This window comes from Leclercia sp. LSNIH8 (assembly GCF_002920195.1).
Taxonomy (GTDB): domain Bacteria; phylum Pseudomonadota; class Gammaproteobacteria; order Enterobacterales; family Enterobacteriaceae; genus Enterobacter.
The window spans coordinates 13,319-32,032 of the sequence record NZ_PQJY01000011.1 but is presented as its reverse complement, the minus strand read 5'-3'; the positions used below and the strand labels follow the sequence as shown (position 1 = coordinate 32,032).

At 49.6% G+C, this 18,714-nt stretch carries 17 protein-coding genes; 8 read left to right on the top strand and 9 right to left on the bottom strand.

Annotated features, from left to right (window positions below; all coding sequences use genetic code 11):
- Positions 1–26 precede the first annotated feature (26 nt).
- From C3406_RS22140 to silC, 5 genes are all read right to left on the bottom strand, one after another.
- Positions 27–467 carry a DUF411 domain-containing protein gene (locus tag C3406_RS22140; protein ID WP_103825199.1) on the bottom strand — a complete coding sequence of 147 codons (441 nt, stop codon included), beginning with the start codon at positions 465–467 and terminating at the stop codon, positions 27–29.
- Between the two features lie 86 nt (positions 468–553).
- Positions 554–3,700, bottom strand: a complete 3,147-nt coding sequence (silA, locus tag C3406_RS22135; protein ID WP_009654305.1) for a Cu(+)/Ag(+) efflux RND transporter permease subunit SilA — start codon at positions 3,698–3,700, stop codon at positions 554–556.
- Positions 3,701–3,710: 10 nt separating this feature from the next.
- Positions 3,711–5,003, bottom strand: a complete 1,293-nt coding sequence (silB, locus tag C3406_RS22130) for a Cu(+)/Ag(+) efflux RND transporter periplasmic adaptor subunit SilB (protein WP_032425548.1) — start codon at positions 5,001–5,003, stop codon at positions 3,711–3,713.
- A gap of 113 nt (positions 5,004–5,116) precedes the next feature.
- Positions 5,117–5,470 carry a cation efflux system protein CusF gene (gene cusF / locus C3406_RS22125; RefSeq protein ID WP_001246153.1) on the bottom strand — a complete coding sequence of 118 codons (354 nt, stop codon included), beginning with the start codon at positions 5,468–5,470 and terminating at the stop codon, positions 5,117–5,119.
- 28 nt (positions 5,471–5,498) lie between these two features.
- The gene (silC, locus tag C3406_RS22120) at positions 5,499–6,884 is read right to left on the bottom strand and encodes a Cu(+)/Ag(+) efflux RND transporter outer membrane channel SilC (protein WP_000475503.1); all 1,386 of its coding nucleotides are present in this window, start codon (positions 6,882–6,884) and stop codon (positions 5,499–5,501) included.
- A gap of 189 nt (positions 6,885–7,073) precedes the next feature.
- Between silC and silR the strand changes: the two genes are divergently transcribed.
- The 4 genes from silR to copM all read left to right on the top strand — a co-directional run bounded on the left by silR (position 7,074) and on the right by copM (position 10,395).
- Positions 7,074–7,754 carry a copper/silver response regulator transcription factor SilR gene (gene silR, locus C3406_RS22115; RefSeq protein ID WP_000697968.1) on the top strand — a complete coding sequence of 227 codons (681 nt, stop codon included), beginning with the start codon at positions 7,074–7,076 and terminating at the stop codon, positions 7,752–7,754.
- Entirely contained in the window at positions 7,747–9,222 is a 1,476-nt protein-coding gene (gene silS, locus C3406_RS22110) for a copper/silver sensor histidine kinase SilS (RefSeq protein WP_007374412.1), read from the top strand. Before silR ends, silS begins: the two co-directional genes overlap by 8 nt.
- 245 nt (positions 9,223–9,467) lie before the next feature.
- Complete coding sequence (gene silE / locus C3406_RS22105; RefSeq protein WP_007374411.1) at positions 9,468–9,899, top strand: silver-binding protein SilE; 432 nt, start codon at positions 9,468–9,470, stop codon at positions 9,897–9,899.
- 145 nt (positions 9,900–10,044) lie between these two features.
- Positions 10,045–10,395: a CopM family metallochaperone gene (copM, locus tag C3406_RS22100; RefSeq protein WP_103793517.1), complete on the top strand. Its 351-nt coding sequence runs from the start codon at positions 10,045–10,047 to the stop codon at positions 10,393–10,395.
- Positions 10,396–10,802: 407 nt separating this feature from the next.
- On the opposite strand, the gene C3406_RS22095 is transcribed toward copM, so the two are convergent.
- Both C3406_RS22095 and hmpA read right to left on the bottom strand, forming a co-directional pair.
- Positions 10,803–11,711 (bottom strand): HNH endonuclease, encoded by a 909-nt coding sequence (locus tag C3406_RS22095; RefSeq protein ID WP_007374408.1) that lies wholly within the window; start codon positions 11,709–11,711, stop codon positions 10,803–10,805.
- 714 nt (positions 11,712–12,425) lie between these two features.
- Positions 12,426–13,691: an NO-inducible flavohemoprotein gene (gene hmpA / locus C3406_RS22090; RefSeq protein WP_103825198.1), complete on the bottom strand. Its 1,266-nt coding sequence runs from the start codon at positions 13,689–13,691 to the stop codon at positions 12,426–12,428.
- 234 nt (positions 13,692–13,925) lie between these two features.
- On the opposite strand from hmpA, the gene C3406_RS22085 reads away from it, so the two are divergent.
- Positions 13,926–14,228 (top strand): sigma-S stabilization anti-adapter protein IraP, encoded by a 303-nt coding sequence (locus C3406_RS22085; RefSeq protein WP_158250575.1) that lies wholly within the window; start codon positions 13,926–13,928, stop codon positions 14,226–14,228.
- Between the two features lie 936 nt (positions 14,229–15,164).
- Here the strand turns inward: C3406_RS22085 and C3406_RS22080 are convergent.
- Positions 15,165–15,566, bottom strand: coding sequence for an H-NS family histone-like protein (locus C3406_RS22080; protein WP_103825196.1), 402 nt, complete (start codon positions 15,564–15,566; stop codon positions 15,165–15,167).
- A gap of 390 nt (positions 15,567–15,956) precedes the next feature.
- On the bottom strand, positions 15,957–16,211 hold the full coding sequence (locus C3406_RS22075; protein WP_103825195.1) for a hypothetical protein: 255 nt from the start codon (positions 16,209–16,211) through the stop codon (positions 15,957–15,959).
- Positions 16,212–16,556: 345 nt separating this feature from the next.
- On the opposite strand from C3406_RS22075, the gene C3406_RS22070 reads away from it, so the two are divergent.
- From C3406_RS22070 to C3406_RS26580, 3 genes are all read left to right on the top strand, one after another.
- Positions 16,557–16,988: a hypothetical protein gene (locus C3406_RS22070; RefSeq protein WP_103825194.1), complete on the top strand. Its 432-nt coding sequence runs from the start codon at positions 16,557–16,559 to the stop codon at positions 16,986–16,988.
- A 274-nt stretch (positions 16,989–17,262) separates the two neighbouring features.
- Positions 17,263–17,667, top strand: a complete 405-nt coding sequence (locus C3406_RS26080; protein ID WP_146052375.1) for a hypothetical protein — start codon at positions 17,263–17,265, stop codon at positions 17,665–17,667.
- 812 nt (positions 17,668–18,479) lie between these two features.
- Positions 18,480–18,668 carry a hypothetical protein gene (locus tag C3406_RS26580; protein ID WP_103181190.1) on the top strand — a complete coding sequence of 63 codons (189 nt, stop codon included), beginning with the start codon at positions 18,480–18,482 and terminating at the stop codon, positions 18,666–18,668.
- Positions 18,669–18,714: the final 46 nt, after the last annotated feature.

The following is an 18,714-nucleotide window of genomic DNA, read 5'->3' as shown; positions in this document are numbered from 1 at the left end:
CGTCCCGTTATCAGCCGTTCCGCTGACTATTCGATTCGCTGGAAGACTTTTTTACTTCCATCCGGTGAGAATGCGATAACATCGTAAGCCTCTTTTCGGGCTCCCATCTCCATTCCAGGACTTCCTGCTGGCATACCGGGGGTGGCGAGACCGTATATACCCGAACCAGGCTGCATTGCCTTATGTATCGTTGTCGCAGGCACATGGCCTTCAATGATCAAATTACCGGCAACCGCGGTATGACAACTTCGTAGTCCTGCAGGAATAGCATGCTTTTCTTTCAGGGCTGACAGCGCCTGATCATTCATGACGTGAGTTCGTACTTCAAACCCGTCTTTTTCCATCGCCTTGCCCCACAGGGAACAACAGCCACAGTTTTCAGATTTGTACATATCAATCACTTTTTCACTCGCCATTGCGGGCAGTGAAAGGCCGAGAGCCAGGGCCACCAGGACCACTTTTTTCATACTCACCTCTGTATATTATCGATATAACCCCTGACGTCAGGATGAATCAGTACAGAAGGGCACCCACAGAGGATGCCCTTACAGGGTTATGACACGCTTTTTTTATGTCTGCGCAGCCAGATTAATTTGTAGGCGGCAGGAATTATGAACAGGGACAGCAGCGGAGCCGTGATCATCCCACCAATCATGGGTGCCGCGATACGGCTCATGACTTCTGAACCTGCACCGGTTCCCCAGAGTATTGGCAGCAGACCCGCAATGATCACCGCCACGGTCATGGCTTTCGGCCGGACACGCAGCACGGCACCATGATAGAGGGCTTCATCAAGACCTTCCGGTGTGAACGTCTCTTTACGGGACAATTCCGGGTGCACTTCAATGGCATGACGCAGATACATCAGCATGACCACGCCAAACTCTGCTGCCACCCCGGCCAGAGCGATAAACCCCGTTCCGGTTGCGACAGACATATGGAAGCCCTGCCAGTACAGGAACCATATCCCGCCAACCAGGGCGAACGGCAGGCTCATCAGGATCAGCAGGGCTTCATCAACCCGGCGGAATGCCAGATACAACAGGATGAAGATGATCATCACCGTCATCGGCACCATCAGCTTCAGTTTCTTGTTGGCATGCTCAAGCAGTTCAAACTGTCCGGAGAATGACACGCTGGTACCCGGTCTCAGTTTCACTTTCTGACTGATCGCCGTTTTAATGTCATTAACCACCGACACCATATCCCTGCCGCGCGCGTCAATGTAAATCCAGCTGGCTGGACGGGCATTTTCCGTTTTCAGCATAGTCGGCCCGGAAACGACCTTAATATCCGCAACATCGCCCAGCGTGATCTGCTGCTTCATCGGGGTCAGGATCGGCATCTGTTTCAGGGCCTGCGGGCTGTTCCGGTAATCCTGCGGATAGCGGATATTAATCGGGTACCGGGCCACGCCTTCAACCGTTTCCCCTACCGTCGCGCCGCCGATGGCTGATGAGATGAACAGCTGCACATCGCCCACCGTCATTCCGTAGCGGGAGGCTTTTTCCCGGTTGATATCCACATCAATGTAGCGCCCGCCTTCCAGTCGCTCTGCGAGAGCAGACACTACGCCGGGTACGGTTTTGGCGACCGCTTCGATACTCTGCGCCGTTGCATCGATATCGGACAGAACCGTTCCGGACACCTTGATACCTATCGGGCTTTTGATCCCGGTTGAGAGCATATCAATACGGTTACGGATTGGCGGCACCCAGAGGTTTGCCAGCCCCGGTAAACGGACGGTCCTGTCGAGTTCTTCAATAATCTTGTCAATCGTCATGCCTGGACGCCACTGATCCTCAGGTTTGAGCTGGATCGTGGTTTCCACCATTTCGAGCGGTGCGGAATCCGTGGCGGTCTCTGCTTTACCGGTCTTGCCAAATACAGAGGCCACTTCAGGAACGCTTTTGATTAACTTGTCCGTCGTCTGCAGGAGCGCTGCAGCTTCAGCCGGAGAGACACCCGGCAGGGTCGACGGCATATACAACAGGTCGCCCTCGTTAATCTTCGGCAGAAACTCACCGCCCACCTGGCTCAGCGGCCAGATAACGGTGAAAATGGACAAGGCCGCAACCAGCAGGGTTGTTTTTGGCCAGTGGAGGACACGCAACAGCAATGGATGATACGCTTTGATCAGTACCCGGTTCAGGGGGTTACTGGTCTCTGCAGGAATTTTCCCCCGGATCCAGAATCCCATCAGAATCGGAATGACGATGATGGCCAGCGCGGCCGCGCCCGCCATGGAGTACGTTTTCGTGAATGCCAGCGGGCCAAACAGACGTCCTTCCTGACCTTCCAGGGTAAAGATAGGAATAAAGGACAGGGTGATGATCAGCAGGCTGATAAACAGTGCGGGTCCCACTTCAACGGAGGCATCGGTAATCACCTTCCAGCGGGTGGCGTTGTCAATCTGCTCACCCGGATGCTGATGATCCCACTCCTCAAGCCGCTTATGCGCATTCTCAATCATCACAATGGCGGCATCCACCATCGCACCGACGGCAATCGCTATCCCTCCCAGCGACATGATATTGGCGTTCAGTCCCTGGAAGTGCATGACGATAAAGGCGATACACAGACCAAGCGGCAGAGAGATAATCGCCACCAGGGCAGAACGTACGTGCCACAGGAACAGGGCACAGACGATGGCCACCACGATAAACTCTTCCAGAAGTTTGGAACTGAGGTTATCAATCGCCCGGTCGATGAGCTGGCTGCGATCGTAGGTGGTCACGATTTCAACGCCTTCCGGCAGGCTGGCCTTCAGCGTCTCAAGTTTATCCCTCACTGCCGTGATAACGTCGCGTGCATTTTTACCCGACCGCAGGATCACCACGCCGCCAGCGACTTCGCCCTGGCCGTTCAGCTCGGCAATACCACGCCGCATTTCAGGCCCGGTCTGCACGCGGGCAACATCCCGCAGATAAACCGGCACGCCGTTCTCGCCTGTTTTCAGGACGATGTTATTAAAATCATCAATGCTCTGAAGATAACCGCTGGCACGGACCATATACTCAGCTTCGGCCATTTCAACGGATGAGCCACCGGCCTCCTGGTTAGACGATTCAAGGGCCTGTTTCACTTCGGGCAGGCTGATACCATACTGAGACAGTTTTACCGGATTGACCTGAATCTGGTACTGTTTCACCACGCCGCCAACCGAAGCGACCTCAGCCACGTTCGGGATGGTTTTCAGCTCAAATTTCAGGAACCAGTCCTGCAGAGAACGCAGTTCTGAAAGGTCGTGTTTTCCGCTGCGATCGACAAGGGCATATTCAAATATCCAGCCCACCCCCGTGGCGTCCGGACCGATTTCAGAACTCACACCGGCGGGCAGTTTTCCCTGTACCTGGTTCAGGTACTCCAGCACGCGGGAACGGGCCCAGTACAGATCGGTGCCGTCTTCAAAAATGACATACACATACGAATCACCGAACTGTGAAAAACCACGCACGGTTTTTGCGCCAGGCACGGACAGCATGGTGGTGGTAAGTGGATAGGTGACCTGGTTTTCTACAATCTGCGGGGCCTGGCCGGGATAGCTGGTTTTGATAATGACCTGCACATCTGACAGGTCAGGCAAGGCATCGACAGGCGTGTTAATAATCGTCCATGTGCCCCAGATGCTGAGAAACAGGGCCCCCATCATGACCAGGAAACGGTTGGCGACAGAGCGCCGGATAATCCATTCAATCATCGTCGTCTCCTCAGTGCCCTGAATGCATATTTACAGGCTGGTCAGACATTGCTGGCATACTGCTTTCTGTTTTTTCAGGGTGGCGCATACGTTCCAGTGCGCCCGTAATATTGGCTTCAGAGTCAATGAGGAACAGGCCACTGACCACCACGGTATCGCCTTCATTCAGGCCGGAGCCGATGCCGGACTGTTGCTGTGACTCATGCAGAACGTGGATCTGTTTCGGCACAAACTTGCCTTCATCATCAACAGTAATCACGCGCTGTTCTTTGCCGGTATCGATAACGGCCTGGCTTGGTATCAGCAGCATCTCCTGGCTTCTGGTATTCAGTTTCAGATAGGCATTCATGCCCGGCTTGAGAAACTCATCCTTATTAGAAACCTGGAGACGGACCTGAAGCGTACGGGTTGTCTGATCCACGCTGGGAAGAATATTCCATTTTTCGACATGGAATGTTTTATCCGGATAAGCCGGTACCGAAATTTCAAACTGCGACGTATCTTTCAGCAGATATGCGATAGATTCTGGCACTGCAGCGCTGATCCAGACCGGGTCCATCCCCTGAATCTGAGCCACTACTTTATCTTTCGAAATATTCATTCCGGTGCGCAGGTCAAACGCAGTAATGACACCATCAATAGGTGCTTTAATGGTAAAACGGGTCTGGATTGTGCGGGTTGAACGCAGCCTTTGAATATCCTCTTCCGGCATACCAGCCAGACGAAGTCGCTCCAGAACCCCTTTTATCTGGGTTGACGTACCGCCTGTACCGGATAACAGCAGGAACTCACTTTGTGCCTCAACCCATTCAGGAATGGTGATATCGATAAGCGGAGTGCCTTTCTTCACATGATCGCCAATCGTCAGGGGATACACTTTTTCGACGAAACCGTCAGAGCGCGCCTGCACAATGACAAACTGATACTCGTTGTAACTGACATTAGCCGGGATTGTCTGAGAATAATTCAGCATTCCTCGCGTGACTTTTTGCGTTTTTAATCCCAGATTCTGAACCTGCGTTGGATCGATACGGATCCCGCCACTGCTTTTATCGCCGCTTTCATCAGCATATTTTGGCACCAGGTCCATATCCATAAAGGGAGATTTTCCGGGTTTATCAAATTTGGTATCCGGTTTCATCGGGTCATACCAGAAAAGTACCTTTCGCTCCGGTGCCTTTTGTTCGGTTTGTACTGTTTTTTGTGATGAGTTTACATACTGCCAGGCAGTAACCGATATCAGCCCTCCTGCTATGAGGCTGCTGATAATTATTGCAGCATATTTTATCTTTAAAGAAGCCATACAATTTCTCGCTGAAAAATCAAAACACCTGGCATATGCGCCCGATCATTCATTCACAGTAATCCCTTAATGAATGTTCAGGCGCACTGGATGTATTCGCTCCGGACTGATAATCAGGATTGCGTAACGTTAATGCTTTTGAGTAAGGAGATATTGCCCTGCTGAATAAACGAGAAATCGACATGGTTGCCGGTTTTCAGGGCATTGATAGCGTCGTCTGCATTAACAAAAGTGAAGCGCATGGTCATTGCAGGCCAGCCCACAGCAGGGATTGCTTCGTGCGAAATGGTAATCTTTTTACTATTCATATCAATGTCTTTAACGACACCGGTGCCCTTGATAACCTGCTGTACCGAAGCATCACTGGCAGCATTCATATCGCCATGCTGATGTGTTTCAGCATGAAGACCGGCAGAAAACATGACAGAGAAGGCACCAAATAAAACGGCTTTAAGTGAATTACGCATTTTTAATTTCCTGATTAATTAAATAAATTTACTCTACCCAACCGCCACCCAGCGCGGTAAACAGATTAATTTCGTTAACCTGTCGGGAATAGGTAAGATCGAGAATGGTTTGCTGCGTAGCGAAGAGGGAACGTTCTGCATCCAGCACTTCGATGTAACTGACAGCACCACTTGCATATAATCCTCTGGCACGCTGGAGAGTTATCTGAAGTGAATCAAGATAACGCTGCTGTGACTCAAGTTGCTGGCTAAGGCTGTCGCGCAGCGCAAGCGTGTCGGAAACATCCTTAAAGGCTGACTGAATTTTTTGTTCGTAATTAACCACCGATTGTTGCTGGCGAATTTCAGCCAGCTTCAGATTGGCTTTATTCCTGCCAGCATTAAAAATAGGAATTTCAATTTTAGGGATAAAATTCCACATTCCACTTCCTGACGTAAACAGGCTGGACAGCTCCGTACTGCTTGCGGAAAGACCACTGGTCAGGGTAATGGAGGGGAAAAAGGCCGCTCGCGCTGCGCCAATATTGGCATCAGCCGCTTTCAGCTGATATTCCGCTTCCATAATATCCGGTCGCTGCAGCAAAATTTGTGAAGATAGATTTGGTGGCAATTTTACTGGTGCGATCTCCCCGCCTTTCATCCCTTTTTCTGACGGAAGTGCGCGGTACGTTCCCAGCACCAGTTGCAGGGCATTGTTTGCCTGAGCCAGATCGCCTTCTCGTTTGGCTATTTCGGCGCGGGTACTTTCGATTTGTCCTCTCGCCTGTTCAAGTGCCAGAACGTTCGTACTCCCGGTCACGAGCTGTTGCTCAACGAAAGCATAGGACTGTTCATAATTTTTCAGCGTTTCCCGCGCAATACGGAGTTGTTCGTACGCCAGTTGCTGGCTGAAATAGCTCTGTGAAACGTTGGAGACCAGCAGGATGTGTACGGCCCGACGGGCTTCTTCGCTGGCAAAGTAGTTCTGGCGGTCAGCATCACTCATGTTCTTAAGTTTGCCGAAAAAATCGAGCTCATAGCTGAGCTCCAGTCTCGCGTCGTACTCCTGTGTGGTCGGCTTGTCACCTTTCAGACCACCGCTGTATGTTATCCCGGATGAGGCATTCAGCTGGGGATAACGATCTGCATCCGTGACGTTGAACTGGGCTCGGGCCTCTTCAACCTTCAGGGCAGCCATTCTCAAATCACGGTTATTAGTCAGAGCTTCACCGATCAACCGGGTAACCTGGGGATCGACAAAAAAGTTACGCCAGCCCGTATCCTGATAGCCATTTACCGCTGGCGTCAGGCTGTTATGGGACAGTGAAAACTGCTGGGGTACCGGTGCTGCGGGCCGCTGATATTCAGGCGCAAGCGACACGCAGCCTGCCAGGATGAATATCGTGCTAATGCTGAGTAATTTTAATTTGAACATAACGCTTCTCGTCCAGGCAGACCTGGTAAATGGTTCAAATGAAGTCCAGAGTATTGATAGGGGTACTTTACCTAACGCTCTCTGTTTGCCGAGTGACAGGATAATGACAATGTTGTCATTTTTGCTGTAATCCGTTGATAACGATCGTGGGCGCAATAGAATGACATTAGCAGCCAGCCGGGGAGCAAGATGAAAATATTGATCGTCGAAGACGAAATTAAAACAGGTGAATATCTCAGCAAAGGGCTTACAGAGGCAGGGTTCGTAGTGGATCACGCTGATAATGGTCTTACCGGATATCATCTCGCCATGACAGCCGAGTATGATTTAGTCATTCTGGATATCATGCTACCTGATGTGAACGGCTGGGATATCATCCGCATGCTGCGCACTGCCGGAAAGGGTATGCCGGTCTTACTGCTGACAGCCCTCGGCACGATCGAACATAGGGTCAAAGGACTGGAACTGGGTGCGGACGATTATCTGGTTAAACCCTTTGCGTTTGCCGAACTGCTCGCCCGGGTGAGAACCCTTCTGAGGCGGGGAAACACGATGATCACGGAAAGCCAGTTTAAGGTGGCTGACCTCTCGATTGATCTCGTATCCAGAAAAGTCAGTCGCGCCGGAAACCGCATTGTGCTCACCAGTAAAGAGTTCAGCCTGCTGGAATTTTTCATTCGCCATCAGGGAGAGGTTCTTCCCCGCTCCCTGATTGCCTCTCAGGTCTGGGACATGAATTTTGACAGCGACACTAATGCGATCGATGTCGCAGTAAAGCGACTCCGCGCTAAAATAGACAACGATTACGAGACAAAGCTGATCCAGACAGTCCGGGGCGTGGGCTACATGCTGGAGGTCCCGGATGCATAGCAAACCTTCCAGACGCCCTTTCTCACTCGCTCTGCGGCTGACCTTTTTTATCAGCCTGTCCACGATACTGGCTTTTATCGCCTTCACCTGGTTTATGCTGCATTCTGTTGAAAATCATTTTGCCGAGCAGGATGTCAGCGATCTTCAACAAATCAGCACCACACTGAACCGTATACTGCAGTCCCCGGTGGATCCGGATGATAAAAAAATAAGCAAAATAAAGGAATCAATTGCCAGCTACCGCAACGTTGCCCTTTTGCTCCTCAATCCCAGGGGTGAAGTGCTCTTTAGCTCAGCTCAGGGGGCGGCACTACGCCCGGCAGTGAATTCAGCAGATTTTAGCGAGCACAGCCGCGCACGGGATGTCTTTCTCTGGACGGTGGAGGATCCTGCGGGACCGATGGATACCGGGTCCGAAATGAAGATGGAAACATACAGGATTATCGCCTCCTCTGGTCAGGCGATATTTCAGGGCAAACAGCAGAACTATGTCATGCTGACTGGCCTATCCATTAATTTCCATCTCCATTACCTCGATGCGCTGAAAAAGAACCTGATTGCGATTGCCGTCGTGATAAGCCTGTTGATTGTTCTGATCATTCGAATCGCTGTCCGTCAGGGGCACCTGCCCCTTCGTAATGTCAGCAATGCCATTAAAAACATCACCTCCGAGAATCTTGATGCGCGACTGGAACCGACACGCGTTCCCATTGAGCTGGAGCAACTGGTTATCTCGTTCAATCATATGATTGGAAAGATTGAGGATGTCTTTACCCGCCAGGCCAATTTCTCTGCCGATATCGCGCATGAGATCAGAACGCCCATCACCAATCTGGTGACGCAGACTGAAATCGCACTGAGTCAGGATCGAACCCAGAGGGAACTTGAGGATGTCCTCTATTCCAGTCTTGAAGAGTATAACCGGATGACCAAAATGGTCAGCGATATGCTGTTCCTGGCACAGGCAGATAATAATCAGCTGATACCTGACAGGGTCATGTTTGACCTCAGAGCGGAAGTCATGAAAGTCTTCGAGTTTTTCGAAGCCTGGGCCGAAGAACGCAATATCACGCTCAAATTTAACGGGATGCCCTGCCTGGTTGAGGGAGATCCACAAATGTTCAGAAGGGCGATCAATAATCTGTTATCCAATGCCCTGCGTTATACCCCGGAGGGACAGGCAATCACCGTCTCAATAAGAGAGCAGGAGAGCTTTTTTGACCTTGTGATTGAAAATCCGGGGAAACCAATCCCTGAAGAGCATTTATCAAGGCTGTTTGACCGTTTTTATCGGGTAGATCCGTCCAGACAACGAAAAGGAGAAGGCAGCGGCATCGGCCTTGCGATTGTGAAGTCCATCGTGGAAGCACATCACGGAAGAGTGCAGGTGGAATCGGACGTACGTTCAACTCGTTTTATCCTATCCGTGCCCAGACTGGAGAAAATGATTCCGGAAACCCAGTACTGAGAATAAAGATTTAAATGACAAAGATGTCATTAGCCTGTCATGCAGCAAACAGAAGCCATTCGATATAATTAGTGCAACTTATCAGGAAGGCATTATTACTTCATCCATACACGGCATCAGCACAAGCCAGGAGTTGTATTAAAGCCTCATCCCGGCGGAATAAGGTCTGTAGAGTTGTCAGTTGTACTACTGAGGACACAGATCGAAATTCACGGACATCACTAATTCAGAAATGGAGAGTTACCATGAAAAATATCGTCTTAGCATCAGTGTTAGGTTTGAGCTTAATTTCTACGGCCTGGGCCACTGAAACTGTAAATATCCATGAGCGTGTCAATAATGCTCAGGCTCCGGCCCATCAGATGCAGTCTTCTTCAACTCCAGCCGCCATCCAGGGGGCAGCTCCACGGATGGCCGGTATGGATCAGCATGAACAGGCTATTATTGTTCATGAAACCATGAACAATGGTTCAGCAGATGCACATAAAAAAATGGCGGAAAGTCATCAGAAGATGATGGGAACTGGCACCGTTAACGCTTCCCGTCCGGCGACTTCGTTTGCGGCGATGAATGAACATGAAAGAGCAGCTGTTGCCCATGAATTTACGAATAACGGTCAGTCCGGCCCCCATCAGGCTATGGCTGATGCACACCGCCGCATGATCAATGCGGGCTGATGACAACTGAAGTTTCCGTGCGGTTACCCTTTCCTTGATAGATTGTCCCTTATACGGATATGTTGTTATTTTTTGCCCCCTTCAGGGGGCTTTTTTGTCTGACTCAGCTAAACTTATCCGGTAACCATCTGAAAGGGTTTATTATATGAAAATCACAAATTCGCTTTTTGTTATACTGATGTTTTCCCTGCCAGCGATTTCCGCAGAACATTCAGAAATGAAAATGTCAGATATATCCTCATCGGCATCGTCACAGGAATATATGTCCGGCATGAAAGGTATGCATGACAAAATGATGGCCGCTGTAAAAGAGTCCGATCCCGACAAGGCTTTTGCGAAAGGCATGGTAGCACACCATGAAGGGGCAATAGCAATGGCTGAGACCGAGCTAAAATACGGAAAAGATCCGGAAATGAGAAAGCTCGCGCAGGACATCATTAAAGCTCAAAAAGGTGAAATTGAGCAGATGAATAAATGGCTTGGTAATCAAAAATAATGATTGCGGAAATAATATATTGCGCGTACAGTCAGAGTGTTCCCGGGCACGGGAACCTGTTAATCGTTAATTAATCAAAACCCGATTCATTTCGGGTTTTTCCTTTTACCCCCCCCAACGCATGCACTGCACCGAGTGAAATTCACCTGAGCCAATTCTGCTTGCTTATTATTTCGATGGGAATTGCTGATTTTAATTAAGTCTATGTTTTAAAGGTGTTTCTCATGCCTGGGTTTGGCAGGGGTTCGTCCTGTTCTCTGGTCATGCGCAATGGCAATTCGCAGTCAGGGCTCAAGACTACTTTTACCTCTTTTTTAACAGAAAGTTTCTGGACCCGATACTTGCCGGAAACATCATCTGCTGTTCATCCCGACCAATAAAACGAAGGTATCACTCTCGTTTGAATCTCACTTACTTTCCATTTTGTAATAAAGAATCAAGTTTTCCAGTGATATATCAATACCAACTTTTTTTAATAACCTTTTTCGCGCAGTGTATATTTCTTTCAGCATATCTTCATAACCCTGACCAAGGTGAATTTGTTTATGGCAATTGCAACACAGAGATATGATATTTTCTTCAACATCAAGAGATGTGTCAAAAGCATCTTGCCTGGACATAGGTACAATGTGATGAGGTTCTGTGTAATTTAAGGATGAATTTCGCCTTCTGAATGTTGGGTGGTCACTATCGACTTCACATCTGTAACCTGCTTTATTCAGCGCATTTTGGGATACGCCTTTACTCCTGGGATACGAGAGGCCATTTTTTACTTCTATTGCATTTTTCTTTGGTTTGGCTTCCCCTGTATATTCAAACGTCTGAACGTTGTCAAAGATATTACTTTTCTCTATGGCATTGATCAACTCATCGTCAGAGTAATACTCACTGCTGGCCATTTCTGTTGTACCAAAAAAATCCAGTTCGTTAATTGCCTGAACAAGTTCCTCACGAATTGTCCATAAGTTTCTTTTGGGTTTTCCGCCGATTTCTTTACTCTTCATTACGGTAATGAATTTTGTACCGGATGCGATATTTCCGACACCTTTAACCTCGAATCTACCAAGTTCTTTTTGAACTCTGCCACCCAGTCCGTTTATGACTCCATTAGCACTCATGCTGTGCAGGTCGTACTTCTTACCAATATCGAAGCATGTGCAGGAATGATTTGGCTCAATAAACCATTTTTTTAACGCTGCAATACTTTTTGTGTCAAAAACTTTATCATTTGTTAATAAAGTTTTCCATTCTTCCACACTGATATCAATGTCACAGACATACTCTCCATCAATCACTTCGCATATTTTTTTAATCACATTCATTCCCCTGTTATACAGATAGTCATAATGAAAATATAAAGCTCGCTAACCGGTATGGTTGCGTAAGGACCGTAGTCTCTCAGAGACCGTGCTTTCTTTTTTTTCAGGCCTGGACACTAAAGGGTCTGTTGCACCCCGAAAAAATTTGTTGCGGGGATTGCTCATTGAGATGAGCCTCTGCTCGATCATACCAGATCAGCAGGCTGCCCCCAATGCTATGGCTTCTTAGTTTGGCCATTATCCGGCCTTCCTCACGACCAATAAAATAGAGACATTACCCGTGACGCTGCCACCGTCTCAGCCCGGAACGATCAGTGAGCGCTTCTGATGACCTTCGGTTTTTTTAACGAAGCGGGTGGGATACGGTTTGTTGCTGAAATCTTAATAATAACCAACAACTGATGCTAATTTCGCACTTTTAACATATATGAATATAAATGTTATGAATAATTGCATTTACAGGAAATATCATGCGTTTTGTCATCCGGGATCCGAAAAAAGGCAGAGCCGGATCCTTGTCCTCAGCGGGGCAGGTATAATGGATTTATAGTTTGTTACAGGTGGGTTCAAAATTCCGAGGCGGGTTAACAGGTCGCTGTAAGGAGTGGGTTCAATGTGGAAAGCTGGCCCTGTAAAAACTGTTCTGCCGGGGCATCCCTGCCGGTCACGAAGGGCGCAGAAAGCGCCCCCCACGGTTTATCATACACGGACTCAGATACCCACACCTCCCGTGCCAAAGGCCTCGCTGTGAATGCGCTCTTTTGCAATGCCCATCGCCAGCAGGGAACGGTACTGTTCGTGCATAAACGGCACTGGCCCGCACAGATAAAAATCGGCGTCTGGCGGCAGATATTCCGCCGGTACCGCGCTGAGATCGAGCCGGCCCTGCACATGATAATCTTCCCCGAGCACCTCAGTTTCCTTCGCCTGCTCATAGGCGATAAAAATATGCAGATTACTGTTCTGCTTAGAGAGAGCCGCCAGTTCCTGGCGCAGGGCATGAACATCGGAACTGCGGGCCGCATGAAGGAAAAATATCTGCTTCCTGTCCTGAATCTGTGGCGCGTGGTCCGCTTTCAGGGAGGTATTCGGATCAGCTATTTCTGCCAGCAGATGGTGTGTCATGGACATCATGGGTGTCAGGCCGACGCCGGCACTGATAAGCACATTGTCCACTTCGGGATTTAATAAAAAGAAGTTGCCCGCCGGCGCGCTCAGTTCCACCGTGTCGCCTTCACTGACGGCATTGTGGAGGGTTGATGAGACATAACCCGGATCCTGTCCTTCCGCACGCGGATCTTCGCGTTTCACGGAGATACGCAAGTAACCGGCCCCGGGCTTGCCGGATAAGCTGTACTGTCGCGGCTGTTTCAGGCCCAGTTCAGTAACAAAGACGCGCAGCGTCACATACTGTCCCGGCCGGTAATCCGGCAGGGCCTGTCCGTCTGCGGGCGTCAGATAAAAAGAGGAGATCTCCTCGCTTTCTTTTACTTTTTTGCTAACATTAAAATCGCGCCAGCCAAGCCAGCTGCCGGGTGTGGTTCGGCGCTCATCATAAAGCCTTTTCTCGGCTCCGATAAATATGTCGGCCAGCTCCTGATACGCGGCACCCCAGGCCCCGATGAGTGGATTATCCATCGGGACGGAAAGCACTTCGCTGATGGAATGCAGTAAATTCTCACCGACAATACTGTAGTCCGGGGCCTTAATATTCAGGCTCACATGTTTATGGCAGATCAGCTCAATGACCGGCGCCAGAACCCCGGGCTCGTCAATATTCTCTGCATAGGCCAGCACCGCACCTGCCAGCGCTTTCGCCTGCGCGCCGCTGCGCTGATGACCCATATTAAAGACTTCCTGCAAATCAGGATTATTCCGTAACATCCTTTTATAGAAGTAATCCGTTAACGCAACGCCATTTTCCTTCAGTACCGGAACGGTATCTTTAACCAGTTGTTTCTGCTCTTGAGTTAGCATGCGATCCTCCGTGGGGTTTAATTCAGTAAAAGTCATGGTCCTGATAAGCATAAACCATGCTGGGAAGTGTGACCCGGCGTATAAATCCGGTACAGCCGCTGTAATCTTTCTGCCAGAAAATGGAACCGGACGCATATTTTTATACAGGGCTGATGGTGAAGATATGTGGTCCGACCGCTATGAATAAAATATGGTATAGAGTGATTTCATGTTGTCATGCACAGGGAAATGAAGATGAGGGCATTACTGGCGGAGCTGGTTGATATTATTGCGGAGCAGCATAAGTCTGAAAAGGAAGTGATTATTCAGACTGAAGCACTGAATCTGGTTGTAGCTGCCATTCTCATGCGACTGGATGACAGCGTTCGTATGCAACTGAAAAGTGAGATTGATGAGGCTTTCGCTTCACAGCATGGAGGTCACCCCTCATTTACGGATGAAACGCACATACTCCAGCGTGCTGTGGAAGAACTGTTTAATTTTCATAGGTGTCCATCACCAAGAAAGAGACGTATAGAGCCCGGAAATCAGCCTTAAGCGGCTCAAGGCAGGCAAGACAGTCGCCCGGTATTTCTGCCAGCCTGGTAGTGCGATGAACGCAGGCATGCTTCAGCGATAGCGGACCGAATGGATCCTTTTGGGGAGATGTACGCGCGTAAGAAGTGTCTGCACTGCTCCATCAGCCTGCCCGGAAGCTCTTTTCTGTCGCGTCACCACATGGCATGCCAGAATAGAACCCCAGATATTCCGTTCAGGGACCAGGTTGTCGCGCATTCCGGGATGAACAGGAAGGGAGGCTATATATCCGTGGATAAACTGTCACTTTATGAATACGGCACACAGTGTGTCTGGCATAATGCCTGCCGCCAGATTCAGCTCCCCTGTAATCCGGAATTCTTCCGTCGTATCTGCCTGCCATAACATTCATCGACTCTGAACGTCCCGTTATTGTTTTAAGATGTTTCTTAATCAGAGAAATACAGCTTCTTTTCAGTCATATAGTGTCAGCGTAAAAAAACGGGGCTGGCATTCCCCTGACTTAAATTGGTATAGTTTCGTGCTAATAAGAAAAGTAAGATTTTGGCCAGTACCATGCAGATGTCTGGTACTGGCACTTTTTGGTACTCCAGTCAATTCTGTCTCTTTTATTACATAATTTATTTTATTAGCTTTATTGTTCCGTCTTCCGGTAAGCATACTGTTGACGCCGACAGAAACAGGCTTAGCTGAAGATGCTGATCAGATTTATTAAGGCAGGGTATAAAGACCGGGGTGCGGGGGGCACCTGTCCCTCCGGCTAGCGTAAAAACAGTGCATTGGCGTTAAGGTGGTTTTTACAGGGATTTTAAATTCATATCTTATCCGGCCCATGATGTCGGCGGGTATATATTTCGGATATCTGACAGAACAGTCGGGAATATCTCAGTCGCTTTTACAGCGACATCGGGAAAGTATGAGGCGCTTAATTGCTGGTCAAATAAGAAAATCATCCAGCGACTTGCCTGCAGCCAGCTGTTCCGCAATGACCTTAGGCATACGTCCCTGCCCAGTCCAGGTTCTGGTTTTGCCATTTTCACTTTGATATTTATACCTGGCCGTACGGGGAGGCCGCGCTTTTGCAGGCTTTTCATCGCCTGCTGTACTGGTTACCAGTTCTGACGGATCGATTCCTTTTTCAAGCAGCAGAAGACGTAGCTTTTCCAGTCTCTCATTATGTTCATCCTGAACTTTTTTCCGGGACAACTCCTTTTCCCGACGTTCGCTGACAACGAGCCTGACTTTTTGCAGCACCATCTCCAGAAAGTCCAAGGGTAAATCACGGGCTGCGGCCCGCAAGCTGCGTATGCTGTTTAATAATTTCAGTTCATCTTCCATTTTTTATCCTGAATGGAGGGTCTGGAGTTACAGATACTTCGCCCGGTATAAGTATATATGTTTCCGAAGTGTATATATGGTTAACCTCTCCGGAACTGTGACTGGACCTTCATCAGCGGAGTTTCACAGGCAGAGCCCTCAGAATGACGTATCTGCGATATTCTTACCAGGAGGGCTTTAATTTATTCTTCAGCACCCGGGCATATTCTGCAACCGGGCACGGCGTTGCCGGACCGGCGGCTGTACTACAGGTCTCGCTGAGAGACAGGCTTGTTTCTTCTGTCAGGGACTCCCCGGTTTGCCCGTATCCCCCTGCAAAAAATTCGTGGCGTTCCTTATCAGCTTTCCCGCGCGAACAGGGGATGCAGCCGGCCTTTTGCCGGCTCCGGGTCAGCCAGCTTTCGCTAAATCCGGCCAAGCGATGAGTTGCCTGTGCGCCCTGGCAATTTCATCGCGCGTGACCTGCCTGTCGGCAGCAACCAGTACGGCGCTGGTTTTACCGTCTAAAAATGTGCCAAAAATCACTTTTACGGGTATTTCCCGTGCCACATTGTCAGGGTACAAATAGCTTATACCCGTTCTGAATTCATTTATCTCTAAACGTCGCGGCGGCTTGTTCCCGATAAACACAAGTATGGATGGCATATTTTCTCCTGTTTTTTCCTCGCTGTAATGTGTCAATCCCTTGCAATTCACAATAGTTACCTTACTAAAGGATATGTGATTATCTCAAAAATGCTTTAACAGGATAACGTACAGCCTTACATGAAATGACGCCGTATATCACAAATTATCAGCCTGGTCTTTAGTATATCGTATATGTCGAACACGTCGGAAACGCTAATAAGGACAGAATTTCCCCAAAAATAAGCGAAAAGAGACTTAAATCTGATGCTTCCATTATTTCGGGGTTTATCAGGCGTAAGTAGTACATTTTTTCCCGACAGCATAACATATATATTACTTTTGAAGGGCTCGACAGGAGACGCTATGTCTGTAGATAAGAAGTTGCTTTATCAGCTCGTCAGCCGGTGTGTCTGGCATGACGGCTTACGGCTTTATGATAATGATGTACCGGGACACATGAAAGATGTGAATGTTCTCAGAGCCGGGTGCCTGAGGCTTCAGCAACATAATGGTGCAGCAAAAGAACTGATATCTGATGCGTCAGATAATGAACTGGCAGACGTCCTGAACCTGATAGAGCCAAGTGTGGAAAAAGAACACAACCTCTCAGGGCATTTCAGATGGGTGGCTCAGCATGCGTCCCGGCGGACAGCATTGCGGGATCTGCTGGCGCAGGGAAAATATGATGAAAGACGATCACTTTATTATAATCATCAGAACCATAACAGCAACGCCCGGTATCTACTTTCCTGTGTAAGCAACGGATATATAGCCGATTTAATTAACAGGTTATGACGATATCACATGGCAGCTCCGGTCGTCTCTTCTGACCGGTATTCCTGCTCTTATGCTGAAAGTATTACCCTCCTGCCGCATGGTTTCAGACATGTGGCAGGACCGCAGATCAAAAGGGGGCGGAGTACTATTTATAGTGCTCCCCCGGAAGTACCTGAACGCCCCGGTCCAGCCCGGGCAGATACTACAGGCTGGATATAAGTCAGAGTTTGCCAGCCTGGAGGTAGATTCCGCATGGTGAAATTCAGGTGTCCCGTATGCGGGAACAGCAGATTTGTTTTTACTTCTTTCCGCCCGGGGACGAACCTGCCGCATGGTGCAGTATGCTCCGTATGTGCAACACGGCTCACGGTGCGCTCCTGCTTCCCGGAACCGCACAGAAGACGGTGGACAAAGAGGGGGAGCGGATAATATCCTCAGCCGCAACGGTGCCACCTGCACCAACGATTTACCGGGTGCCAGCATTATCCGTCTGCAGTCAGTTAAACCCTTCTTCCGGCACCAGGCCCGGTACCCGCGCAAACGCGCTCGTATCATCAATCACCAGCACGCTGCCCGCGGTGATGACGCGCCGTGTCGTCCGGAACAGTTGTGCCCGGCGCTGCCTTGCCCCGGCCCGCACGGCATCAGGGTGGGTGCAAAACGCCTCAACCCGTCGCGCGGACTGGCCTTTAAATGAGCGGGAGCGAGCCCAACTCCGTAAATTTATCCTCTGAATATGTCTGCTACTTCGCTTTCGGCGAAGAGCAGACTTGCTGGAAATTAGCAAACCACCTCTGGTTATGCGCAAGCATATCTTTCTTCGTCTGATTATCCATTACGTTGATATCGTGATAGGTGAAGTAGACAGGCTTTACCTGGTCACAAGCCGTATCCGTAATCACCGGGACGCTTCCACGGTTCCGGCAACCCGCGATCAACATCGTCAGCAGGCACAGGGGTAACTGTCTGCTGTACATTGCTGACCTCTCTGATTACTTCTTCACGAAGCGTGAGCGGCTGCGGCATTTACGTCGGCAGGATGCTTTTCAGCTCTGGCTTCGGCCATCTCGCGGCCACGCATGCCGCCCATAATGAATGACGCCAGTGCCCCTCCTCTGCCGCTTTTTTCTCAACACGTTTTTTATGGCGGGGACAAGGGTAAATATGGTTGCAGCAGCATCATGGCATTCCGGAACCCCCGGTACCCGGGATGTATTGCCCGGCAATGTTAATGAATCACGCTGTTGTTGGCGCGCCCGGGATGCCCGGGATAAAAGATGCCACGCCAGAGAACTCCTGCTCTGTCGCGCTGAGATTGTGCGACGTGAGAATGCAGATGAACGCTCCGGCCTGCTGACAGCGGGCCTGTTGTTGCCGCTCCGCGTACGCCAGGCGCAACTTCCGGCCGGTACCGCGCGGTGTGATCCTGCTCCCCGCTTTCATCAGAAAATACCCTATATTATTAAGGATGTGTTATGTGGCTATCAGCATTCAGATAAGGCAGGACTTATGCAAGAAGGTTTCTACTGGATACGGCACAACGGCAGGGTTCAGGTAGCTTACTACACCGATGGCGAAACGGAAGACCTGCAAACGGGGCGGATCGTCAGGGGGATATGGTATCTGACGCGGGGTTTCGATATCTGCGATGACGGTGAGGCTGAGGTATTACAGGGTCCGCTGTCGCCACCTCTTTGACAGACACGGGAACTGGCGTTTCGCTTTGAGCCTGACTAGATTTAAC

Coding starts and splice junctions, on each gene's coding strand:
- C3406_RS22140 (WP_103825199.1), bottom strand. CDS start 467: ATGAAAAAAGTGGTCCTGGTGGCCCTGGCTCTCGGCCTTTCACTGCCC.
- silA (WP_009654305.1), bottom strand. CDS start 3,700: ATGATTGAATGGATTATCCGGCGCTCTGTCGCCAACCGTTTCCTGGTC.
- silB (WP_032425548.1), bottom strand. CDS start 5,003: ATGGCTTCTTTAAAGATAAAATATGCTGCAATAATTATCAGCAGCCTC.
- cusF (WP_001246153.1), bottom strand. CDS start 5,470: ATGCGTAATTCACTTAAAGCCGTTTTATTTGGTGCCTTCTCTGTCATG.
- silC (WP_000475503.1), bottom strand. CDS start 6,884: ATGTTCAAATTAAAATTACTCAGCATTAGCACGATATTCATCCTGGCA.
- silR (WP_000697968.1), top strand. CDS start 7,074: ATGAAAATATTGATCGTCGAAGACGAAATTAAAACAGGTGAATATCTC.
- silS (WP_007374412.1), top strand. CDS start 7,747: ATGCATAGCAAACCTTCCAGACGCCCTTTCTCACTCGCTCTGCGGCTG.
- silE (WP_007374411.1), top strand. CDS start 9,468: ATGAAAAATATCGTCTTAGCATCAGTGTTAGGTTTGAGCTTAATTTCT.
- copM (WP_103793517.1), top strand. CDS start 10,045: ATGAAAATCACAAATTCGCTTTTTGTTATACTGATGTTTTCCCTGCCA.
- hmpA (WP_103825198.1), bottom strand. CDS start 13,691: ATGCTAACTCAAGAGCAGAAACAACTGGTTAAAGATACCGTTCCGGTA.
- C3406_RS22085 (WP_158250575.1), top strand. CDS start 13,926: ATGAGGGCATTACTGGCGGAGCTGGTTGATATTATTGCGGAGCAGCAT.
- C3406_RS22080 (WP_103825196.1), bottom strand. CDS start 15,566: ATGGAAGATGAACTGAAATTATTAAACAGCATACGCAGCTTGCGGGCC.
- C3406_RS22075 (WP_103825195.1), bottom strand. CDS start 16,211: ATGCCATCCATACTTGTGTTTATCGGGAACAAGCCGCCGCGACGTTTA.
- C3406_RS22070 (WP_103825194.1), top strand. CDS start 16,557: ATGTCTGTAGATAAGAAGTTGCTTTATCAGCTCGTCAGCCGGTGTGTC.
- C3406_RS26580 (WP_103181190.1), top strand. CDS start 18,480: ATGCAAGAAGGTTTCTACTGGATACGGCACAACGGCAGGGTTCAGGTA.